The following is an 18,250-nucleotide window of genomic DNA, read 5'->3' on the forward strand; positions in this document are numbered from 1 at the left end:
CCGCCGGGGCGTACCCGGTGTCGTGGGTCGGCCCCGGTCGAGGAGTCGCCATGATCTCCGCCGCCACCCCCGATGTCGCGTCGGCCGCCGCCCGACTGCGTGCTCTGCTCGGCGACCGGCTGCACGAGCCGGGCGATCCCGGCTACGCCGTCACCACCCGGCTCTGGAACGGCGCGGTGGCCCGCACGCCCGCGCTGGTCGCCAGGTGCCAGGACTCCGACGAGGTGGCCGAGGCGGTCCGCATCGCCACCCGCTGCCACCTGCCCCTCTCGGTCCGCTCCGGAGGACACGACTGGGCCGGCCGGGCCCTGCGCGACGGCGCTCTGGCGCTCGATCTGACCGGGCTGCGCACCGTTCGGGTCGACCCGGACGCGGCCACGGTGATTATCGGCGGCGGCGCCACGGCGGCCGAGTTGCTCGCCGCCGCCCGCCCGTACGACCTGGTTGTCCCCACCGGCGTGGTCGGAGCCGTGGGGATGGCCGGGCTCACCCTCGCCGGCGGGTACGGCCCGCTGTGCGGCCGGTTCGGTCTGGCAGTGGACAGCCTGCTCGGCGCGGAGGTGGTTCTCGCCGACGGCCGCCGGGTCACCGCCGACCCCCGGCACGACGCCAAGCTGTACTGGGCGCTGCGCGGCGGTGGTGGCAACCTCGGCATCGTCACCGAGCTGCGCTTCCGCGCGCACCGGCTGCCCGGCGTGCTGGCCGGCATGATCATGTTCGCGCTCTCCGAGGCACCGGCCGTGCTGCGCGGCTACGGCGCGCTGGTCGCCGAGGCACCGGACGAGCTGACCGTGATGGCCGGTTTCCTGCCCGGCCCGGCCGGCGAGCCGGTGATCTTCGTCTGCCCGTTCTACAGCGGCCCCGACCTGGACGCCGGGGCGCCGTGGATGGACCGGCTGCGCGCGTTGGGCACCCCGCTGGTCGACCAGATCGGCCCGATGCCGTACGCGGACGCGCTGCGGATGTTCGACGGTGGGATGGTCGACGGCAACCACTATCTGCTGCGTACCCGGTGGTTGCCCGCGCTCACCGACGGCGCGGTGGACACGCTCGTCGACGCGGCCCGGCAGGTCACCTCACCGTTCTCCGCGTTGGCCGTGCACCACTTCCACGGCGCGGCCACCCGGGTCCGACCCGGCGACACGGCGTTCGGGCTGCGCACCGATCACCTGATGGCCGAGATCATCGCGGTGTGGGCTCCCGGCGACCAGGCCGGTCCGCACCGCCAGTGGGCCGAGCGGACCTCTGCGGCGCTCGCCCCGCACGCCCTGCCCGGTGGTTACCCCAACCTGCTCGCCCCCGAGGAGACCGACCGGGTCCGGCTCGCCTACGGCCCGAACTGGGCGCGGCTGCGCCGGGCCAAGCGCCGCTACGACCCCCGCGACCTGCTGCACGCGGTGCCCACCCTGCCGCCACCGGAGCACCAGGAATGAGCCGTCGCCTGCGGCCCCCCGGGGCACCCGAAATGCGGCGTCGCCTGCCGCCCTCGGGGCACCCGGAGTGAGCCGCCGCCGGGAGCACCCCGACAGCGCACGCCGACGGAGGCGTACGATTCCCGGCGCGCGGTCGCTGATGCCCGTCGCCACAACGTTCCCGGTGCGGTTCCGCCCGCCGGCCCGACGCGCACCGCGCGTCGTTGGACACCTGTTCCGCTGCCTGCAAGGGGTCGGCCCCGAGTCCGACCTGAAGGAGAGACTAGCCTGATGGGCGTGACACGCCGCGCGAAGATCGTCTGCACTCTTGGTCCCGCCACCTCGTCCCCGGAGCGCATCCGGGGTCTCGTCGAGGCCGGCATGAACGTGGCGAGGCTCAACTTCAGCCACGGCAGTCACGCCGACCACGAGGCGGTCTACCGACTGGTCCGGGAGGCGTCGGAGGCAACAGGTAAGCCGGTCGCCGTCCTCGCCGACCTGCAAGGCCCCAAGATCCGTCTCGGTCGGTTCGCCGACGGCCCGCACGAGTGGCGCACCGGTGACTCCGTCGTGATCACCGGGGACGACGTCATCGGCACCAAGGAGCGGGTCTCCTGCACCTACACGAAGCTGCCGCAGGAGGTGAAGCCCGGCGACCGACTGCTGATCGACGACGGTCGGGTCGCCGTCGAGGTCACCGACGTCACCGGCAACGACATCCGCTGCCTCGTCACCGAGGGCGGCCCGGTCTCCAACAACAAGGGCGTGTCGCTGCCCAACGTGGCGGTCAGCGTGCCCGCCATGTCGGACAAGGACGCCGAGGACCTGCGCTTCTCCCTGGGTCTCGGCGTCGACCTGGTGGCGCTCTCCTTCGTCCGCTCCGCCGAGGACATCAAGCTCGTCCACAACATCATGGCCGAGGAGGGCGTCTTCCGGCCGGTGCTCGCCAAGGTCGAGAAGCCGGAGGCGGTGGAGCACCTGGAGGCCATCGTGCTGGCCTTCGACGGCGTCATGGTCGCCCGCGGTGACCTCGGTGTCGAGATGCCGCTGGACGAGGTCCCGCTGGTGCAGAAGCGCGCCGTGCAGCTGTGCCGGGAGAACGCCAAGCCCGTCATCGTCGCCACCCAGATGCTCGACTCCATGATCGAGAACTCCCGCCCGACCCGGGCGGAGGCCTCCGACGTCGCCAACGCGGTGCTCGACGGCGCCGACGCGGTGATGCTCTCCGGCGAGACCAGCGTCGGCAAGTATCCGGTGCTCACCGTCAGCACCATGGCCAAGATCGTGACGACCACCGAGGCCGGTTCCATCGGGGTGCCGCGGTTGCAGCACGACCCGCGTACCCACGGTGGCGCCCTCACCGTCGCGGCCTCGTCGATCGCCCGGGCCATCAACGCCAAGGCGCTCGTCGCGTTCTCGCAGACCGGTGACACCGTGCGACGGCTGTCCCGCCTGCACTGCGACCTGCCGCTGCTGGCCTTCACGCCGGTCCCCGAGGTGCGCGACCAGCTCGCCCTCACCTGGGGCGTGGAGACCTTCCTGATGCCGTTCGTGCAGCACACCGACGACATGTTCCGCCAGGTCGACCAGGCGCTGCTCGGCCTCGACCGGGCCAACCCCGGTGACTACGTGGTGATCGTGGCGGGTAGCCCGCCCGGCACCCCCGGCTCGACCAACACGCTGCGCGTACACCAGCTCGGCTCGCTGGTCGACGCCGCGTCGGCGCGGGCCCTGCAGTGAGCGACGGTCGGGTCGCGGTCGGCCAGGCGGCGGTGGACCAACTGCTGGAAGTGCTGGACCTCGACCCGACCGGGGAGATGACCTTCCGGGGGATGAGCCCCCCGGTCGGCCCACAACGGGTGTACGGCGGCCAGGTCGCCGGTCAGGCCCTGGTCGCCGCCGGCCGCACCGTCGACCCGGAGCGGTTCGTGCACTCGCTGCACGGCTACTTCGTCCGCCCCGGCGACCCGGTCGAACCGATCGCGTACGAGGTGGAGAACATCCGCGACGGCCGGTCCTTCTCGGTCCGCCGCGCGGTCGCCCTCCAGCACGGTAAGCCGATCTTCTTCATGTCGGCGTCGTTCCAGCGGGCCGAGGAGGGGCTGGACCACCAGGCCCCGGCCCCGCTGGACGTGCCCCCGCCGCAGGAGGTGCCGACGATGACCGACCGGCTCTCCCGCTACCCGGAGCGGCTGGGCATCTGGGGTCAGATCCCACGACCGATCGACGTGCGCTACGTGGGCGAGCCCGGCTGGGTCCGCCCCGGCGACCGGCCCGCCGACCCGCACCAGCGCGTCTGGATGCGCATCGACGGCAAACTGCCCGACGATCCCCTGCTGCACGCCTGCGCGCTCACCTACGCCTCGGACCTCACCCTGCTGGACTCGGTGCTCTCCGCGCACGGCGAGGTGTGGGGGCCGGGCGGGTTGGTCGGCGCGAGCCTGGACCACGCGCTGTGGTTCCACCGCCCGTTCCGGGCCGATGAGTGGTTCCTCTACGACTGCCTGAGCCCGTCGGCGTCCGGCGCCCGCGGGCTGGCCACCGGCCGGATGTTCACCACGGACGGCCGGCAGATCGCCAGCGCCGTCCAGGAGGGTCTGCTGCGTCGCGTCGGCGCCTGACGCTCCGGCTCATCTCCGCCAGGTAGTCGTCGCTCGTCCCCACCAGCCAGGTGTCTCTCGTCTACGCCAGCCAGTGTCGCTCGTCCCCGCCAGGCAACTGGCGGGGATGATGTGCTTCAGGCCTGGTGGATGGCTTCGCCGGCGATCTCGATCTGCACCGACTTGCCGACCAGCACCCCGCCGCTCTCCAGGACGACATTCCAGAGCAGGCCGTAGTCCTCACGGTTCATCTCGGCCGTCGCGCTGAATCCGAAGATGTTCTGCCCGTACGGATCCTGACGAGCACCACCAAAATTCACCTCCAGGTCGACGGCCCGGGTGATCCCCTTCACGGTCAACTCACCGGTGAGGACGAATCGTCCGGGAATACCGTCGGACTGCGGCGGAACAATGTGACTTCGGCCTCGTCCACCCAACCGATGGTTGCGCAGACGCGCCCACTGGAATATGGGGTCCTCGTTGCCCCGCCATTTGATACCGGTGCTTCGATATTCGAGGGTGGGAAAACGCTCCACATCGAGGAAGTCGGCACTCTTCAGATGCGTGTCCCGGTCGACACTCCCGGTGGTGATGCTGGCCGACATGATGGTAGCCGTCACCGAGGAGAGCAGCGGGTCCTCCGCCACGAAGATCTCCGCCGTGGCCTCGGCGAACTCGCCGCGCACCGGACTCACCATCATGTGCCGGGACAGGAAACCGATCCGCTTGTGCGCCTGATCGAGAAGATAGGTGCCGGCCGCCGGGATGGTCATGCCGTCCCAGGTGCGTGTCGCGATATCGGTCATCGTGTTGCCTTCCCCCCGAGCGGCACCCGGGTGTTTATCAATATGTTGCTGGCGGCCCGGTAAACGGCCAGACATTCGTAGTCACGCCCAGCATAGGGACGCTCCGGAACGGCATTTCGGCCGCCACCGTGCGGTGGATCATGACGTACTTCACCGGTCCCTACCGGCGGCCGCTCATTGGTCCCGCCCGGCGGCCCGGACCGGTGCCAGCGGGGCCGTTTCCCATCGACGCGTGGCTGATCGGCCGAGGGTCGCCCGCCCGCCCGGTTGACCAGCGACTAACCTTGCCGACATGCGCCTCTCCGCCCGGGTCGACTATGCCCTCCGCGCGGCCGCCGAGCTTGCCGCGACGGCCAGCGGCCCAGGGCGCGGCCGGCCGGTGACGGCCGACCAGATCGCCCGCGCCCAGGAGATCCCGCCGAAGTTCCTGGAGAGCATCCTTCTCCAGCTGCGCCGGGGCGGCATCGTGCACGCCCAGCGTGGCCCGGAGGGCGGCTACTGGCTGGCCCGCCCCGCCGAGGAGATCTCCCTCGCCGAGGTCATCCGGGTGATCGACGGGCCCCTCGCCCACGTACGCGGGCAACGCCCCGAGCAGCTCGGGTACCACGGCCCGGCGCACGCCCTCCAGGAAGTCTGGATCGCGCTACGGGCAAGCGAGCGCGAAATCCTGGAACTGGTCAGCGTCGCCGACGTGGCCGCCGGCACCCTGCCCGCGCGGGTCACCGAGCTGGCCGCCGACCCGCGCGCCTGGATCTGAGCGCCGGCTCGCCTCCCGGCCCCACATCACCTGTCGCTGACCCGGGCTCCTGTCCCTGGCTGCCGGCTGGTCCTCTGGTCTGGCGTCATCTGGTCCCTGTCCCTTGCGTGCCGGCTGGTTCTCCGGCCTGGCGTCATCTGGTCCCTGTCCCTGCGGCCCGGCTCGTTATCCGGCTGGGCGTCACTTGGCTCCTGCCCCTGCGTGCCTGGATTGCCGCCGCTCGGTTCGCGGCCCTGCGCCACGGGCCGCTGAGCCGGCGCACCGCCGGCCGCGTCCCATCCACCGATCGGGGGCTTGACCCTGGCTGCCCCATCCCGCATTGTCGACCAAGTCGATAGGAGATGCCGAAAAGTCTGGGGGCGCTCGTGCGCAAGCTGTTGGTCCTCGCTCTGGTCGGGCTCGTCGCGCAACTGATCGATGGTTCGCTCGGCATGGCATACGGCTTGACCTCGTCCACTCTGCTGCTGGTCGCCGGAGTCGCCCCGGCCGCCGCCTCGGCCTCGGTGCACCTGGCCGAGATCGGCACCACGCTCGCCGCCGGGGTCGCGCACTGGCGGTTCGGCAACGTCGACTGGCGGGTGGTGACCCGCATCGCCCTACCCGGCGCTGTCGGCGCCTTCGCCGGCGCCACACTGCTCAGCTCTATCTCCACCGAGGCCGCCGCACCGTGGATGGCCGGCATCCTCTTCACGCTCGGCGCGTACCTCCTGATCCGCTTCGCCCGACCACTGCGCACCGACCGGGTCGGCGGACGGCTCCGCGGTCGTTTCCTCGGCCCCCTGGGCCTGGTCGCCGGCTTCGTCGACGCGACCGGCGGCGGCGGATGGGGCCCGGTGGCCACCCCCGCGCTGCTGGTCTCCGGTCGCATGGAACCCCGCAAGGTGATCGGCTCCGTGGACACCTCCGAGTTCGTCGTGGCCGGCGCGGCCAGCGTCGGCTTCCTGATCGGGCTGGGCTCGGAGGGATTCCTGCTCCCCACCGTCGCCGCACTGCTCATCGGCGGGCTCATCGCCGCCCCGCTGGCCGCCTGGCTGGTGCGAATCGTGCCCGCCCAACTGCTCGGCGCGGCAGTCGGCGGCGTGATCCTGCTGACCAACGCCCGCACCCTGATGCGCTCCGCCGAACTGGACGGTCCGGCCCGCCCCGCCCTGTACGCCCTGCTCGCCGCCGGCTGGCTGGCCGCCCTGGTGTTGGCCGTACGCGCCCTACGCCGGACCCGCCGCGCCCGCGCCCGCGCCGAAGCCGCCACCGCTGCTCCCGCCACCGCTGGCGGTGTGCCCACCGAGGCCTCCGACGCTGCATCCGCCGGCGAGGTCCCGGCCGATCTGGCCGCAACGGGTACGCCCACCCCACGCTGAACCCCCGTTGGCCCACCCACCAGCCGATGCCCGGTCAAACGTCGTCATCGCCGAGGTCGAGTCACCAAGATCGCGCAACATCCTGGATGTAGTGGCTTCCTGGTGTTCCGTGGCCACTACATCCAGGTTCGAGCGTGATCTTGATGGCTGCGGGCGTCGCCCATTCCGGTCCCGTCCAGATACGTCATGCCTCGTGGCGTGCCTTGCGTCGTGTCCACCGCCGTCAGGATCGCGCAACATCCTGGATGTAGTGGTTTCCTGGTGCTTCGTGGCCACTACATCCAGGTTCGAGCGCGACCTTGGCGGCGGTGGGCGCCCTGAACCCTGCCCCTGGTCGGCCGGGCATGGTGTTCGTCGTCAAGATCCGCGCAACATCAGGGATATTGCTGTTTCTCGCGCCTCGGAGGCAGCAACATCCGGGAAGTTGCTCAGATCTTGGCGCGGGGCGCGGGGCGCGGGGCGCGGGGGCGCGGGGGCGTGGGGAACGTGAGGTGCGGAGGTGTGGGGGAGCGGGCGGGGCTACGGCGGGTTAGCGGGTGAGCAGGGTGTTGGCTGCCTCGGAGAGCAGGGTCCAGGCTTCGTCGATGTGCGCTTCGGTGGTCTGGGGTGAACCGACCGCCAGCCGCAGCGTGTAGCGGCCGGCGACGCGGGTGTGCGTGAGGTGCACCCGTCCGGTGGCGTTCACCGAGGCCAGCAACGCCGCGTTGGTGTCGTCGTCGGCGCGTAGTCGGAAGCAGACCAGCGAGAACGGGTGCGCCGCGGCCAGCTCGAACCGGCCGTCGGTGCGGACCCGCTCGGCGAACCGTTCGGCCAGCGCCACCCCGGAGCGGATGTGCGCCCGCAGCCCTTCGGCGCCGTACCAGCGCAGCACGAACCACAGCTTGAGGGACCGGAACCGCCGGCCCAGCGGCACCTGCCAGTCCCGGTAGTCGATCACCGCGCCGGATTCGGAGGCCGCGTTGCGCAGGAACTCCGGCAGTACGGTCAGCGCCTCGATCAGTTCGGCGCGGTCGGCCACCCAGAACGCGTCGCAGTCGAAGCCGGTGAGCAGCCACTTGTGCGGGTCGAAGCAGTAGGAGTCGGCGTACTCCAGGCCTGCGTGCGTCCACCGCAGTTCGGGGCAGACGGCGGCGGCTCCCGCGTACGCGGCGTCCACGTGCAGCCAGATTCCGTACTCGGCGCAGATGGCCCCGATCTCCGGCAGCGGGTCGACGGCGGTGGTGGAGGTGGTGCCGATGGTCGCCACCACGATGGCCGGTACGTCACCGGCGGCCAGGTCGGCTTCGATGGCGGCCCGCAGCGCGCCGGGGAGCATCGCCTGGGTGTCCGGGTCCACCTCGATCGAACGGATTCCGTCGCTGCCCAGCCCGGCGATCCGTACCGCCTTCTCGATGGACGAGTGACCGTGGACGGAGGTGTAGGCGCGGTAGCGCCGGTCGATGCCGGTCTGCCGCCAGCGGCCGCCGCTGGCCCGGTGCAGTGCGGTCAGGGTGGCCACCAGCGTCGCCGAGGACGCCGAGTCCTGGATGACCCCACCGCCGGCGCCGGTGGAGCGGAACCGCTGTGGCAGGTCCATCAGGTGGGCCAACCAGTCCATCATCACCGTCTCCAGCTCGGTGCAGGCCGGGCTGGAGGCCCAGAGCATGCCCTGGACGCCGAGCCCGGAGCTGACCAGGTCGCCGAGCACGCTCGGGCCGGAGGTGTTGCCGGGGAAGTAGCCGAAGAAGCCCGGGTGCTGCCAGTGGGTCAGCCCCGGTACGACGATCGAGTCCAGGTCGGCCAGGATCGCCTCGACCGGTTCGCCGCCGGTGGTGGGTGGCTCGCTGGGCAGTGCGGCGGCCACTGTGCCCGGTGGGTCGGCCGGGGCGACCGGTCGCTGCTCCACTGTCGCCCAGTAGTCGGCGATCCAGTCGACGACGGCGTGGCCGGCGCGACGGAATTCGGCGGGATCCATGTGGTGAGCGCTCACCTGGACGAGTTGATCAGGCATCGGTCACCGAGGCAAGAGCGAGACGCCACCGAGGCAAGAGCGAGCGTGACCCCACCGAGCAAGAGCGAGAGCCACCGAGGCAAGAGCGAGACGCGCAATCAAAGCGACGGTGATCGATGTTGCGTGGTGGAAAGCGCTTGCCTTACGATGCGCGGTGAGTCGGATCCGTGAGTTCCAGGGCGTTTCACCCCGATCAGATCGCCGTCCGCCGCCGTCGCGGTGGGTTGGTCCACTGTGCTTCCCGGGCAGGGCCGGTGGGTCGTAGCGATCATCACCGGATCCCCGGAGGCAGTGCATGCACCCGTCCAGACATCGGCTGATCCTGCTCGCCGCCACGACAGCGGCCACCGTCGTGGCCGGCACCCTCGGCACGGTCGTCGCCTCGGCCGCCGCCGTCGGCTGCCGGGTCGACTATCAGATCACCAACCAGTGGCAGGGTGGCTTCGGCGCCAACGTCACAGTCACCAACCTCGGCGACCCGCTCAATGGGTGGGCCGTCACCTGGTCGTACGCCGCGGGCCAGCAGGTGACCCAGGCGTGGAACGCCGCCGTCACCCAGTCCGGCGCCCAGGTCACCGCGCGCAACGTCGACCACAACACCGCCATCGCCACGAACGGCAGCGCCTCGTTCGGCTTCAACGGTTCGTGGACCGGCAGCAACCCGGTGCCGGGCAGCTTCGCGCTCAACGGCACCACCTGCACCGGCGCCCCACCCACCGACGAGCCGACCACCCCGCCACCCACCACCCCGCCACCGACCACGCCACCTCCGACCACGCCTCCGCCGTCGGCCGGGTTGGTGCAGATGGAGAAGCTGGACCGAGGGCTGGTCAGCGTCCGCTCCGGCAGCGGCAACCTGGTCTCCTGGCGGCTGCTCGGCACCGAGACCTCCGGGGTGGCGTTCAACCTCTACCGGGGATCCACCAGGGTCAACGCCAGCCCGATCACCGGCGCCACCAACTACCTCGACAGTGGCGCGGCGGCCGGCTCGGCGTACACCGTGCGGGCCGTGGTGGGCGGCGCCGAGCAGGCGGCGTCACCACCGGCGTTGCAGTTCGGCGCGGGCTACCTGGATGTGCCGTTGCAGGTCCCGGCCGGGGGCAGCACCCCCAGCGGCGAGAGCTACTCGTACAGCGCCAGTGACGCCTCAGTCGGTGACCTCAACGGCGACGGCAACTACGAGATCGTGCTCAAGTGGGAACCGTCGAACGCCAAGGACAACTCGCAGTCCGGCTACACCGGCAACGTCTACGTCGACGCGTACACACTGACCGGCACCCGGTTGTGGCGGGTCGACCTGGGCCGCAACATCCGGGCCGGTGCCCACTACACCCAGTTCCAGGTGTACGACTACGACGGCGACGGCCGCGCCGAGGTGGCCATGAAGACCGCCGACGGCACCCGCTCCGGCACCGGTCAGCTCATCGGTTCGTCGTCGGCGGACCACCGCAACTCCAGCGGCTACGTGCTCTCCGGCCCGGAGTACCTGACCATGTTCAACGGGCAGACCGGCGCGGTCGCCTCCACCGTCAACTACGACCCGCCGCGCGGCACCGTGTCGTCCTGGGGCGACTCGTACGGCAACCGGGTGGACCGTTTCCTCGCCGGCACCGCGTACCTGGACGGGCAGCGCCCCTCGCTGATCATGGCCCGGGGTTACTACACCCGCGCGGTGATCGCCGCCTGGGACTTCCGCAACGGCACGCTCACCAGGCGCTGGACGTTCGACTCGAACTCCTCCGGCAACGGCGCCGCCGCCGGACAGGGCAACCACCAGCTCTCCGTGGCCGACGTCGACGCCGACGGTCGCCAGGAGATCGTGTACGGGGCCGCCACCATCGACGACAACGGCCGGCTGCTCCACTCGACGGGCAACGGCCACGGCGACGCCCTGCACGTCGGGGACCTGGACCCGGGCCGCGCCGGCCTGGAGGTGTTCAAGGTCGACGAGGACGCCAGCAAGCCCAGCTCCTACTTCGCCGACGCCCGTACCGGTCAGGTCCTCTGGTCCACGACGGCGTCCGGCGACAACGGCCGGGGTGTCTCCGCGGACATCTGGGCGGGTAGCCCCGGTGCGGAGTCGTGGTCGTCAGCGGTCGCCGGACTGGCCAACACCAGGGGGCAGAACGTCGGGCGCAAGCCGTCCTCGGCCAACTTCCTCGCCTGGTGGGACGGCGACCCGGTGCGGGAACTGCTCGACGGCACGAAGATCGACAAGTACGGCACCGGCGGTGAGACCCGGCTGCTCGACGGCAGCGGGGTGGCATCCAACAACGGCACCAAGTCCACGCCGGCGCTCTCCGGCGACATCCTGGGCGACTGGCGCGAGGAGGTGATCTGGCGAACCACCGACAGCCGGGCGCTGCGCATCTACAGCACACCCACCCTGACCAGCACCCGGATCTACACCCTGATGCACGACCCGCAGTACCGGGTGGCGATCGCGTGGCAGAACACCGCCTACAACCAACCGCCGCACCCGGGGTTCTTCATCGGCAACGGAATGGGCACCCCACCCACGCCAGACATCCACCTACGTTGATGCAACCTCTGGCGGTCCCGAGTGGGGTCGCTTAAGGTGGCAGGCACCGGGCCGCAGCCGCGGAATCCGCTCAGCTCCGGCCCGGTGCGCCACACCGCGGCATTCCCAACCCGTCCCGACCGGGAATGCCGTACCACCACCGGCACCAACATTAGGCACCGTCCGGGTCGGCGGGGTGACGCTGACGTGAAGATCGTGTTTCACGCGCTCCGGCGTAGACCGCCCGCCACCTGCTCGGCGATCAATTCGTACGACCGCACCCGGTCCTGTACGTCGTACACCAGCGTGGTCAGCATCAGCTCGTCCGCGCCGGTGCGCTCCACCAGGTCGGTCAGCTGCCGACGCACCGTCTCCGGCGAGCCCATCGCCTGGCCGTCACGGCGCGCCACGATGAACTCCCGCTCGATCTCCGAGTACGGGTAGGCCGCCGCCTCGTCGGGGGTGGACAGCGGCTCCGGCCGCCCGGAGCGCAACTTCAAGAACGACAGGGCGCTCGGCCCGGCCAACCACTCGGCCCGCTCGTCGGTCTCCGCGCACACGGCGTTGACCGCCACCATCGCGTACGGCTTGTCCAGCCACTGCGACGGCCGGAAGTTCTGCCGGTACAGGGCCAACGCCGGCAGGGTGTTCTGCGAGCTGAAGTGGTGCGCGAAGGAGAACGGCAGACCGAGCAGGCCGGCGAGCTGGGCGCTGAAACCGCTGGAGCCCAACAGCCACACGGCCGGCTGCTCACCGCGGCCCGGCGTGGCGATGATCTGCCCCGGCTTCTCCCCGCTGAAGTAGTTCATCAAGTCGGTCAGCTCGCGCGGGAAACCCTCCGCCGACAGGCCCTCCATGGTGCGCCGCAACGCCAGCGCGGTCACCTGATCGGTGCCCGGCGCCCGCCCGATGCCCAGGTCGATCCGACCCGGGTGCAGCGCCTCCAGGGTGCCGAACTGCTCGGCCACCACCAGCGGCGCGTGGTTGGGCAGCATCACCCCACCCGACCCCAGCCGGATCGTCGAGGTGTTCGCCGCCAGGTGTGCCAGCAGCACCGCGGGGGCGGAGCTGGCGATCGCCGGCATGTTGTGGTGCTCGGCCACCCAGAACCGGTGGTAGCCCAACTCCTCGGTGCGGCGGGCCAACTCGGTGGTGGCCTGCAGCGCCGCGCCAGCGGTGGTGCCCTTGGCGACCGGGGCAAGATCAAGAACAGACAACGGTACGGTGATCACACGGTCAGCCAACCCGACACCGGCCGGCTTTGTTCCGGCATACGGGTTTTCGTCGGCCACCTCACCCGCCGCTCAGCCCATCCCGCGCGCCTGCTCGAAGATCAGACTGGTCTGCGTGTGCTGCACCACCGGGTCCACCGCCAGATGGTCCAGCACGAAGTCCCGCAACGCGTCGCCGGACGCCGCCCGCACATGCAGCACGTAGTCCTCCGCACCGGCCACGTGGAACACCGACACCACCCCCGGCAGCCGCACCGACCGGGCCCGGAACGCGTCCACCGCGGCCCGCTCGTGCGCTGTCAACCGCACCGACACCAACGCCTGCAACGGCAGACCGAGCGCCGCCGGATCCACCTCGGCGTGAAAACCACGGATCGCACCGCGCTCGCGCAACGCCCGGGTACGCGTCAGGCACGTCGACGGCGCCACACCCACCCGCTCGGCGAGGGCATTGTTCGGCAGCCGTCCGTCCGCCGCCAGCTCGGTCAGGATCGCGCGGTCCACCTCATCCAGGGCCGGGTGCGGCCGCAGATCATTCGGCTCAGGGGGCATTGCACCATCCTCGCCCGAACCCAGCACGGAAACAAACCCGATTCACAGAATCATCTGCCGAACCGTTGCCCTTCAGCCGCCAGATGTTCGACGCTACCGCCATGACAACGATGGACACCCGGGCCGTCCACGCCGGCCGCGACGACCTGCGCACCCTCGGCGTGCACGTACCACCCATCGACCTGTCGACCACCAACCCGCTGCCCTCCGTCGACGACGGCGGCGCCGCGTACGAGCAACTCGCCACCGGCGGCACGCTCCCCGCCGACGGCGGCGCCGTCTACCAACGGCTCTGGAACCCCACCGTCGCCCGCTTCGAAACCGCCCTCGCCGAGTTGGAAGGCACCACCCAGGCCGTCGCCTTCGCCAGCGGAATGGCAGCCCTCACCGCCACCCTGCTCGCCGCCGCCCGCGACGACCGCCGACACGTCGTCGCCGTCCGACCCCTCTACGGCGGCACCGACCACGTCCTCGCCACCGGCCTGCTCGGCACCACAGTCACCTGGACGCGCCCCGACGAAGTCGCCGCCGCCATCCGCCCCGACACCGCACTCGTCATCGTCGAGACACCCGCCAACCCCACCCTCGACCTGGTCGACATCGCCGCCCTCGCCGCCGCGGCCGGCGACATCCCACTGCTGGTCGACAACACCGTCGCCACCCCCGTACTGCAACAACCCGCCCGCCACGGCGCCACCCTCGTCCTGCACAGCGCCACCAAGAGCATCGGCGGACACGGCGACGTCCTCGCCGGCGTCGTCGCCTGCGACGACACCTGGGCCGTACGCCTACGCCAGGTCCGCGCGGTCACCGGCGCGATCCTGCACCCCCTCGGCGGCTACCTGCTGCACCGCGGCCTGCAAACCCTGCCGCTGCGCGTCCGCGCCCAACAGGCCACCGCCGAGAAACTCGCCGGCTGGCTCGCCGACCACCCCGCCGTACACCGGGTGCACCACCCCTCGGTGTACGACCCGGCGGCGCTGGTCGGGCGGCAGATGTCCGGACCCGGCAGCCTGCTCGCCTTCGAGGTACGCGGCGGCGCGCCCGCCGCGGCCGCCGTCGCCGGCGCCTGCCGCCTCATCACCCACGCGGTGTCCCTCGGCGGCGTGGACACCCTCATCCAGCACCCCGCCTCACTCACCCACCGGCCGGTCGAGGGCGACGCCAAACCCGCTGCCGCCCTGCTGCGCCTCTCGGTCGGCCTCGAAGATCCCGAAGACCTGCGCGCCGACCTGGCCCACGCCCTCGACACGATCGCCTGACCCTCAGCGCAGCTCGCGGTTGCCCAACACCCGCACCGGCGAACCCTCCCGGGCCACCCGCACCATCGCCCGACCGATCCCGTCGGTCGTGGTGACCTGATTCGGCAGCAACCGGCGCAGCACCGGAAACAGCGGACGGGTGACCGCGTACCCGAACCGGTACCACCGCGTCTTCGACACGGCCCCGTACGTCGGCTGGATGAACCCCGGCCGCGCCGCGTAACCGTTGGGCAGCAGATCCATGATCGCGTTCTCGGCACGCCCCTTGACCCGCGCCCACATCACCCGACCCTGACCCGACGAATCGGTCCCCTGACCCGAGACGTAGACGAAGGTGACCTGCGGGCTCACCTGCGCGAACAACCGCGCCGCCGCCATCGGGTAGTCGTAGCTGACCCGCGTGTACGCGGCCTCATCCAGACCCAGTGAGGACACCCCCAGGCAGTAGAAACACGCGTCCACATCGGTCAGCTCGGCCCGCACCGCGTCCAACTCGCCCACGTCCGCGACCGTCAACTCCCGCAGCTTCGGATCCCGCGCGCCGGTCGGCCGCCGACCGACCGTCAGCACCTCCCGCACGTCATCGGCAAGCAGGCACTCGCGCAACACGCCCTGACCGACCATCCCGGTCGCACCGAAGACAACCACCCGCATCAGATCCACCCCTGTCGCCAACCACTGCCACCGGCCACCCGGCCACCCGGCCGCGCGTCAGCCAGGCTGCCACGGCTGGCGTGATCCGCGCCGCACCGGTCAGGACTTGGGGCCGACGTGCCGGTCCAGCGTGGCGACGGCGTCGCGTCGCGCCACCGACAGCGAGTTGCGTCGGTTCATCCGCCAGGCGACGCCGAGCAGGTCGAGGCTCCACTGGCAGAGCCGCATGATGTCGGCCGACTCGTTGACGAACATGTAGCGCGGGTAGACGTACGCCTTGCCGCGCACTGTTACCCGGTTGGCGATGCGACAGCCGTCGGAGTGGAACAGTCCACGCAGGAAGTCACCTGGGTGTCGTTCGAGGATCGGTCGCTGCCAGTCGGCCAGGACGATCGGTCGCTCGTGCTTCTTACCTGGGCCGTGCTGGGGGAGCAGACAGGGCCAGTGGGTGCCGTAGCTCTGCACGCCGACGCAACCCTGTTTCTGGACCCGTTGCACCTTCGATGCCAGCACGGCCCGCATGGCCACGTCGCACGCCTCGATCAGCCCTGGCCAGGTATCGGAGCAGTAGATGCGTAGTACCGGCACCCGGGCCGTCGTCACCAGGTGGCCGTCGCCCAGGTAGAGACCCAGAAGGTAGGCGTAGGCCTCGGGGTTTGTCGGACTGTCGACACCTTCGCGGCAGCGGAAACACCGGTCCTGTGTGCCCTGGAACTTCGCCTCCGGCCGGTCGTTGCACCAATGCCAGACCGTCAGATAGGGCAGCCCGACAGCTCGGGCGGTGTCCGCGACCGTGCTGCCCGCGAGGAAGAACTGCCGTGCACGGGCACGGATCTCAGGTGGATGCACGAGGCCATCCTCGAACACCCGTACGACATAAATTTGTGCCCTCGGTGGGATTCGAACCCACACTGTATGGAGTTTGAGACCATTGCCTGCTGCCAGTTGGGCTACGAGGGCGCTTCCCTGATTCAGCCCTGACAGGATACCCACTACGCTGAAGGCGGTGACACCCGGCTGGGCGGGTGCCTCGTTCGAACTGGTGGGGGTAGGGCTGGTGGCTGAGACGCCGACGGATGCCGAGCGTAGGCGCGTACTGATCGCCGAGGACGAGGCGCTGATCCGGCTGGACCTCGCCGAGATGCTGGTCGAAGAGGGTTACGAGGTGGTGGGGGAGGCCGGTGACGGCGAGACAGCCGTACGCCTCGCCGAGGAGCTGAAGCCCGACCTCGTCATCCTCGACATCAAGATGCCGATCATGGACGGGCTGGCCGCCGCCGAGCGCATCGCCGGTGCCCGGATCGCCCCGGTGATCATCCTGACCGCGTTCAGCCAGCGTGATCTGGTGGAGCGGGCGCGGGCGGCGGGCGCCATGGCGTACCTGGTGAAGCCCTTCCAGAAGAGCGACCTGGTCCCGGCGGTGGAGATCGCGCTGTCGCGTTACTCGGAGGTCGCGGCCCTGGAGGCGGAGGTCGCGAGCCTGACCGACCGCCTGGAGATCCGTAAGTCGGTGGAGCGCGCCAAGGGCGCGCTGATGACCACGTACGGGATGACCGAGCCGCAGGCGTTCAAGTGGATCCAGCGCACGGCGATGGACCACCGGATGACCATGAAAGAGGTCGCCGAGCGGATCCTCGCGGAGACCGCCGGCGGCGAGGTGACCCTCCCGGCACCCTGACCGGCATCGACCCGTGTCGAGGCGGATGGGGGCGGTGCTCGGCGTTCTCGCCGTGCTGGTGGCTGCCTGTGAGGCCTCGGCCTGTCCCGACTGTGCGGAGCCGCTACCGGTCCGGCCGGCCTGGCAGTCGGTGGTCCTGCCGGACACGCCGGGTGTGCCAGGCCGAGCGGTGCTGCGCGACGCCACCGCCTGTGCCGGCCGGTGGTACGTGGTCGGCGGCGTCATCGATCTGGCCGGGGAGACCCGTCCTGCCGCCTGGAGCAGCTCGGACGCCAATTCCTGGGTGCCGCTGCCGACTGCGCCAGTGACGTTCTACGGCCGGCAGCACGTGCTCTCCGCGGCGGCCTGCCGGGACGGACGGCTGGCGGCGGTCGGGGCGAAGAGCGGGGGCGCGCACGGCAATCCCCGCACCGGCACCTGGAGGCAGGCGTCGGACGGCACGCTGCACGAGGTGGATGCGCCCTTCGAGCGGTACGCCGGGCCGCGCGCGGTCAACGTGGCCCGACTGGCGGCGGGGCCGCAGGGCTGGTTGATCGCCGGTAGTCGGATCGATGGTGCGGCGGCCTGGATCTCCCCGGACGCGGCCGGGTTCACGCTGGTGGAGGGCGCACCAGAGCTGGCTGGTGACGAGCGGGGGCGGACGGCGGCGTACGACGCGGTCGCCGTGCCGTCGGGCTGGCTGATGGTGGGTTCGCTGCTGCCACCCGGGGGTACCGCGCTGGCGCCGCTGGCCTGGTCCTCGACTGACGGCCGGAGCTGGCAACGGGCCGCCCTGCCGGTGGTGGACGGGCGGGGGCAGGCGCAACGGGTGGCGGTGCTTGGCGACGTGCCGGTGGCGGTCGGGTCGGTGCGGGCTGGATTCGGCAGTTGGCGACTGACCACGCAGGGCTGGCGGCCGGCGGGCGGATTCGGGGCGGCCGGACCAGGTGTGGCGTCGGCGGCCGGGCTGGTGGCCGTCGGGCAGAGGTTGGTGGCGGTGACGAGGGACGGGGACCGTCACGGACTGTGGCTCTCGGTCGATGTGGGCGAGTCATGGCGGCCGATGATCATGCCGCAGCCGGTACCGGACAGCGGAGACACCGCTGTCGCGGTGACCTCGACGGGAGATCGACTGCTGCTGGTGGCGGACGATGGGAAAACGTCGCGTGCCTGGTGGGCAGGGGTGTCAGACCTCGATCGGTAGCTGACGGAAGCCCGCTGGCCGGCGCCGACGAAACAAAGGTGAAAACCCTTCACGACCGAAGGTTCTTACAGGGATCGTTTCCAATCCGCCACGGCGTGTAACGGTTCGGTCAACCCGCTCGCTTGGGGCTTACGTCACAGCTCCACGGTGGGATAACGTCCGGCCCCAGACCGGCGACGACGGTCTGGTTCGTCCGCCCCCGCAAGGGCCAATAGCCAGCGGGTGGTTCGGACCATGGGACGAGG

Annotated in this window: 15 protein-coding genes and 1 tRNA gene; 9 read left to right on the forward strand and 7 right to left on the reverse strand. The window is 70.9% G+C overall.

Features of this window, described 5'->3' with window-relative positions:
- The first annotated feature begins 50 nt into the window (after positions 1 to 50).
- The 3 genes from GA0070561_RS29550 (at position 51) to GA0070561_RS29560 (ending at position 4,033) form a co-directional block, all read left to right on the forward strand.
- Entirely contained in the window at positions 51 to 1,433 is a 1,383-nt protein-coding gene (locus GA0070561_RS29550; RefSeq protein WP_167362526.1) for an FAD-binding oxidoreductase, read from the forward strand.
- 270 nt (positions 1,434 to 1,703) lie between these two features.
- Positions 1,704 to 3,152, forward strand: coding sequence for a pyruvate kinase (gene pyk, locus GA0070561_RS29555; RefSeq protein ID WP_091407877.1), 1,449 nt, complete (start codon positions 1,704 to 1,706; stop codon positions 3,150 to 3,152).
- Positions 3,149 to 4,033: an acyl-CoA thioesterase gene (locus tag GA0070561_RS29560; protein WP_091407879.1), complete on the forward strand. Its 885-nt coding sequence runs from the start codon at positions 3,149 to 3,151 to the stop codon at positions 4,031 to 4,033. The genes pyk and GA0070561_RS29560 overlap by 4 nt, the downstream gene beginning before the upstream one ends.
- A 116-nt stretch (positions 4,034 to 4,149) precedes the next feature.
- Here the strand turns inward: GA0070561_RS29560 and GA0070561_RS29565 are convergent, their stop codons facing one another.
- Positions 4,150 to 4,818: a YceI family protein gene (locus GA0070561_RS29565; RefSeq protein ID WP_091407882.1), complete on the reverse strand. Its 669-nt coding sequence runs from the start codon at positions 4,816 to 4,818 to the stop codon at positions 4,150 to 4,152.
- A gap of 292 nt (positions 4,819 to 5,110) precedes the next feature.
- Between GA0070561_RS29565 and GA0070561_RS29570 the strand changes: the two genes are divergently transcribed.
- Complete coding sequence (locus tag GA0070561_RS29570; RefSeq protein WP_091407884.1) at positions 5,111 to 5,575, forward strand: RrF2 family transcriptional regulator; 465 nt, start codon at positions 5,111 to 5,113, stop codon at positions 5,573 to 5,575.
- 365 nt (positions 5,576 to 5,940) lie between these two features.
- On the forward strand, positions 5,941 to 6,933 hold the full coding sequence (locus GA0070561_RS29575) for a sulfite exporter TauE/SafE family protein (RefSeq protein WP_091407887.1): 993 nt from the start codon (positions 5,941 to 5,943) through the stop codon (positions 6,931 to 6,933).
- 529 nt (positions 6,934 to 7,462) lie between these two features.
- Here the strand turns inward: GA0070561_RS29575 and GA0070561_RS29580 are convergent.
- Positions 7,463 to 8,902, reverse strand: a complete 1,440-nt coding sequence (locus tag GA0070561_RS29580; protein WP_244166487.1) for a pyridoxal-dependent decarboxylase — start codon at positions 8,900 to 8,902, stop codon at positions 7,463 to 7,465.
- A 316-nt stretch (positions 8,903 to 9,218) separates the two neighbouring features.
- Here GA0070561_RS29580 and GA0070561_RS29585 point away from each other — a divergent pair, with 316 nt between their 5' ends.
- Positions 9,219 to 11,465 (forward strand): rhamnogalacturonan lyase family protein, encoded by a 2,247-nt coding sequence (locus GA0070561_RS29585; protein WP_091407892.1) that lies wholly within the window; start codon positions 9,219 to 9,221, stop codon positions 11,463 to 11,465.
- A 200-nt stretch (positions 11,466 to 11,665) separates the two neighbouring features.
- On the opposite strand, the gene GA0070561_RS29590 is transcribed toward GA0070561_RS29585, so the two are convergent.
- Both GA0070561_RS29590 and GA0070561_RS29595 read right to left on the reverse strand, forming a co-directional pair.
- Positions 11,666 to 12,676, reverse strand: coding sequence for an LLM class flavin-dependent oxidoreductase (locus GA0070561_RS29590; RefSeq protein WP_181539494.1), 1,011 nt, complete (start codon positions 12,674 to 12,676; stop codon positions 11,666 to 11,668).
- A 72-nt stretch (positions 12,677 to 12,748) separates the two neighbouring features.
- Positions 12,749 to 13,228, reverse strand: coding sequence for an Lrp/AsnC family transcriptional regulator (locus GA0070561_RS29595; RefSeq protein WP_091407895.1), 480 nt, complete (start codon positions 13,226 to 13,228; stop codon positions 12,749 to 12,751).
- A gap of 83 nt (positions 13,229 to 13,311) precedes the next feature.
- Here GA0070561_RS29595 and GA0070561_RS29600 point away from each other — a divergent pair, with 83 nt between their 5' ends.
- A complete protein-coding gene (locus GA0070561_RS29600) occupies positions 13,312 to 14,490 on the forward strand; it encodes a trans-sulfuration enzyme family protein (protein ID WP_091407898.1) in 1,179 nt (392 codons plus the stop codon).
- A gap of 3 nt (positions 14,491 to 14,493) precedes the next feature.
- Here GA0070561_RS29600 and GA0070561_RS29605 read toward each other — a convergent pair whose 3' ends face one another.
- From GA0070561_RS29605 to GA0070561_RS29615, 3 genes are all read right to left on the reverse strand, one after another.
- Positions 14,494 to 15,144 (reverse strand): NAD-dependent epimerase/dehydratase family protein, encoded by a 651-nt coding sequence (locus GA0070561_RS29605; RefSeq protein ID WP_091408089.1) that lies wholly within the window; start codon positions 15,142 to 15,144, stop codon positions 14,494 to 14,496.
- A gap of 99 nt (positions 15,145 to 15,243) precedes the next feature.
- The gene (locus tag GA0070561_RS29610) at positions 15,244 to 15,993 is read right to left on the reverse strand and encodes a transcriptional regulator (protein ID WP_091408091.1); all 750 of its coding nucleotides are present in this window, start codon (positions 15,991 to 15,993) and stop codon (positions 15,244 to 15,246) included.
- A gap of 36 nt (positions 15,994 to 16,029) precedes the next feature.
- A tRNA-Leu gene (locus tag GA0070561_RS29615) sits at positions 16,030 to 16,104 on the reverse strand.
- A 97-nt stretch (positions 16,105 to 16,201) separates the two neighbouring features.
- Here GA0070561_RS29615 and GA0070561_RS29620 point away from each other — a divergent pair.
- Together GA0070561_RS29620 and GA0070561_RS29625 are read left to right on the forward strand one after the other, a co-directional pair.
- Positions 16,202 to 16,822, forward strand: coding sequence for an ANTAR domain-containing response regulator (locus tag GA0070561_RS29620; RefSeq protein WP_091408093.1), 621 nt, complete (start codon positions 16,202 to 16,204; stop codon positions 16,820 to 16,822).
- Between the two features lie 13 nt (positions 16,823 to 16,835).
- Positions 16,836 to 18,005: a Kelch repeat-containing protein gene (locus tag GA0070561_RS29625; protein WP_244166488.1), complete on the forward strand. Its 1,170-nt coding sequence runs from the start codon at positions 16,836 to 16,838 to the stop codon at positions 18,003 to 18,005.
- Positions 18,006 to 18,250 lie beyond the last annotated feature (245 nt).

Origin of the sequence: Micromonospora saelicesensis (genome assembly GCF_900091575.1) — a bacterium.
GTDB lineage: Bacteria > Actinomycetota > Actinomycetes > Mycobacteriales > Micromonosporaceae > Micromonospora > Micromonospora saelicesensis.

Excerpts from the sequence above, each read along its gene's own strand:
- GA0070561_RS29600 (WP_091407898.1), top strand. The coding sequence starts at position 13,312 with ATGTTCGACGCTACCGCCATGACAACGATGGACACCCGGGCCGTCCAC.
- GA0070561_RS29550 (WP_167362526.1), top strand. The coding sequence starts at position 51 with ATGATCTCCGCCGCCACCCCCGATGTCGCGTCGGCCGCCGCCCGACTG.
- GA0070561_RS29565 (WP_091407882.1), bottom strand. The coding sequence starts at position 4,818 with ATGACCGATATCGCGACACGCACCTGGGACGGCATGACCATCCCGGCG.
- GA0070561_RS29595 (WP_091407895.1), bottom strand. The coding sequence starts at position 13,228 with ATGCCCCCTGAGCCGAATGATCTGCGGCCGCACCCGGCCCTGGATGAG.
- pyk (WP_091407877.1), top strand. The coding sequence starts at position 1,704 with ATGGGCGTGACACGCCGCGCGAAGATCGTCTGCACTCTTGGTCCCGCC.
- GA0070561_RS29605 (WP_091408089.1), bottom strand. The coding sequence starts at position 15,144 with ATGCGGGTGGTTGTCTTCGGTGCGACCGGGATGGTCGGTCAGGGCGTG.
- GA0070561_RS29585 (WP_091407892.1), top strand. The coding sequence starts at position 9,219 with ATGCACCCGTCCAGACATCGGCTGATCCTGCTCGCCGCCACGACAGCG.
- GA0070561_RS29570 (WP_091407884.1), top strand. The coding sequence starts at position 5,111 with ATGCGCCTCTCCGCCCGGGTCGACTATGCCCTCCGCGCGGCCGCCGAG.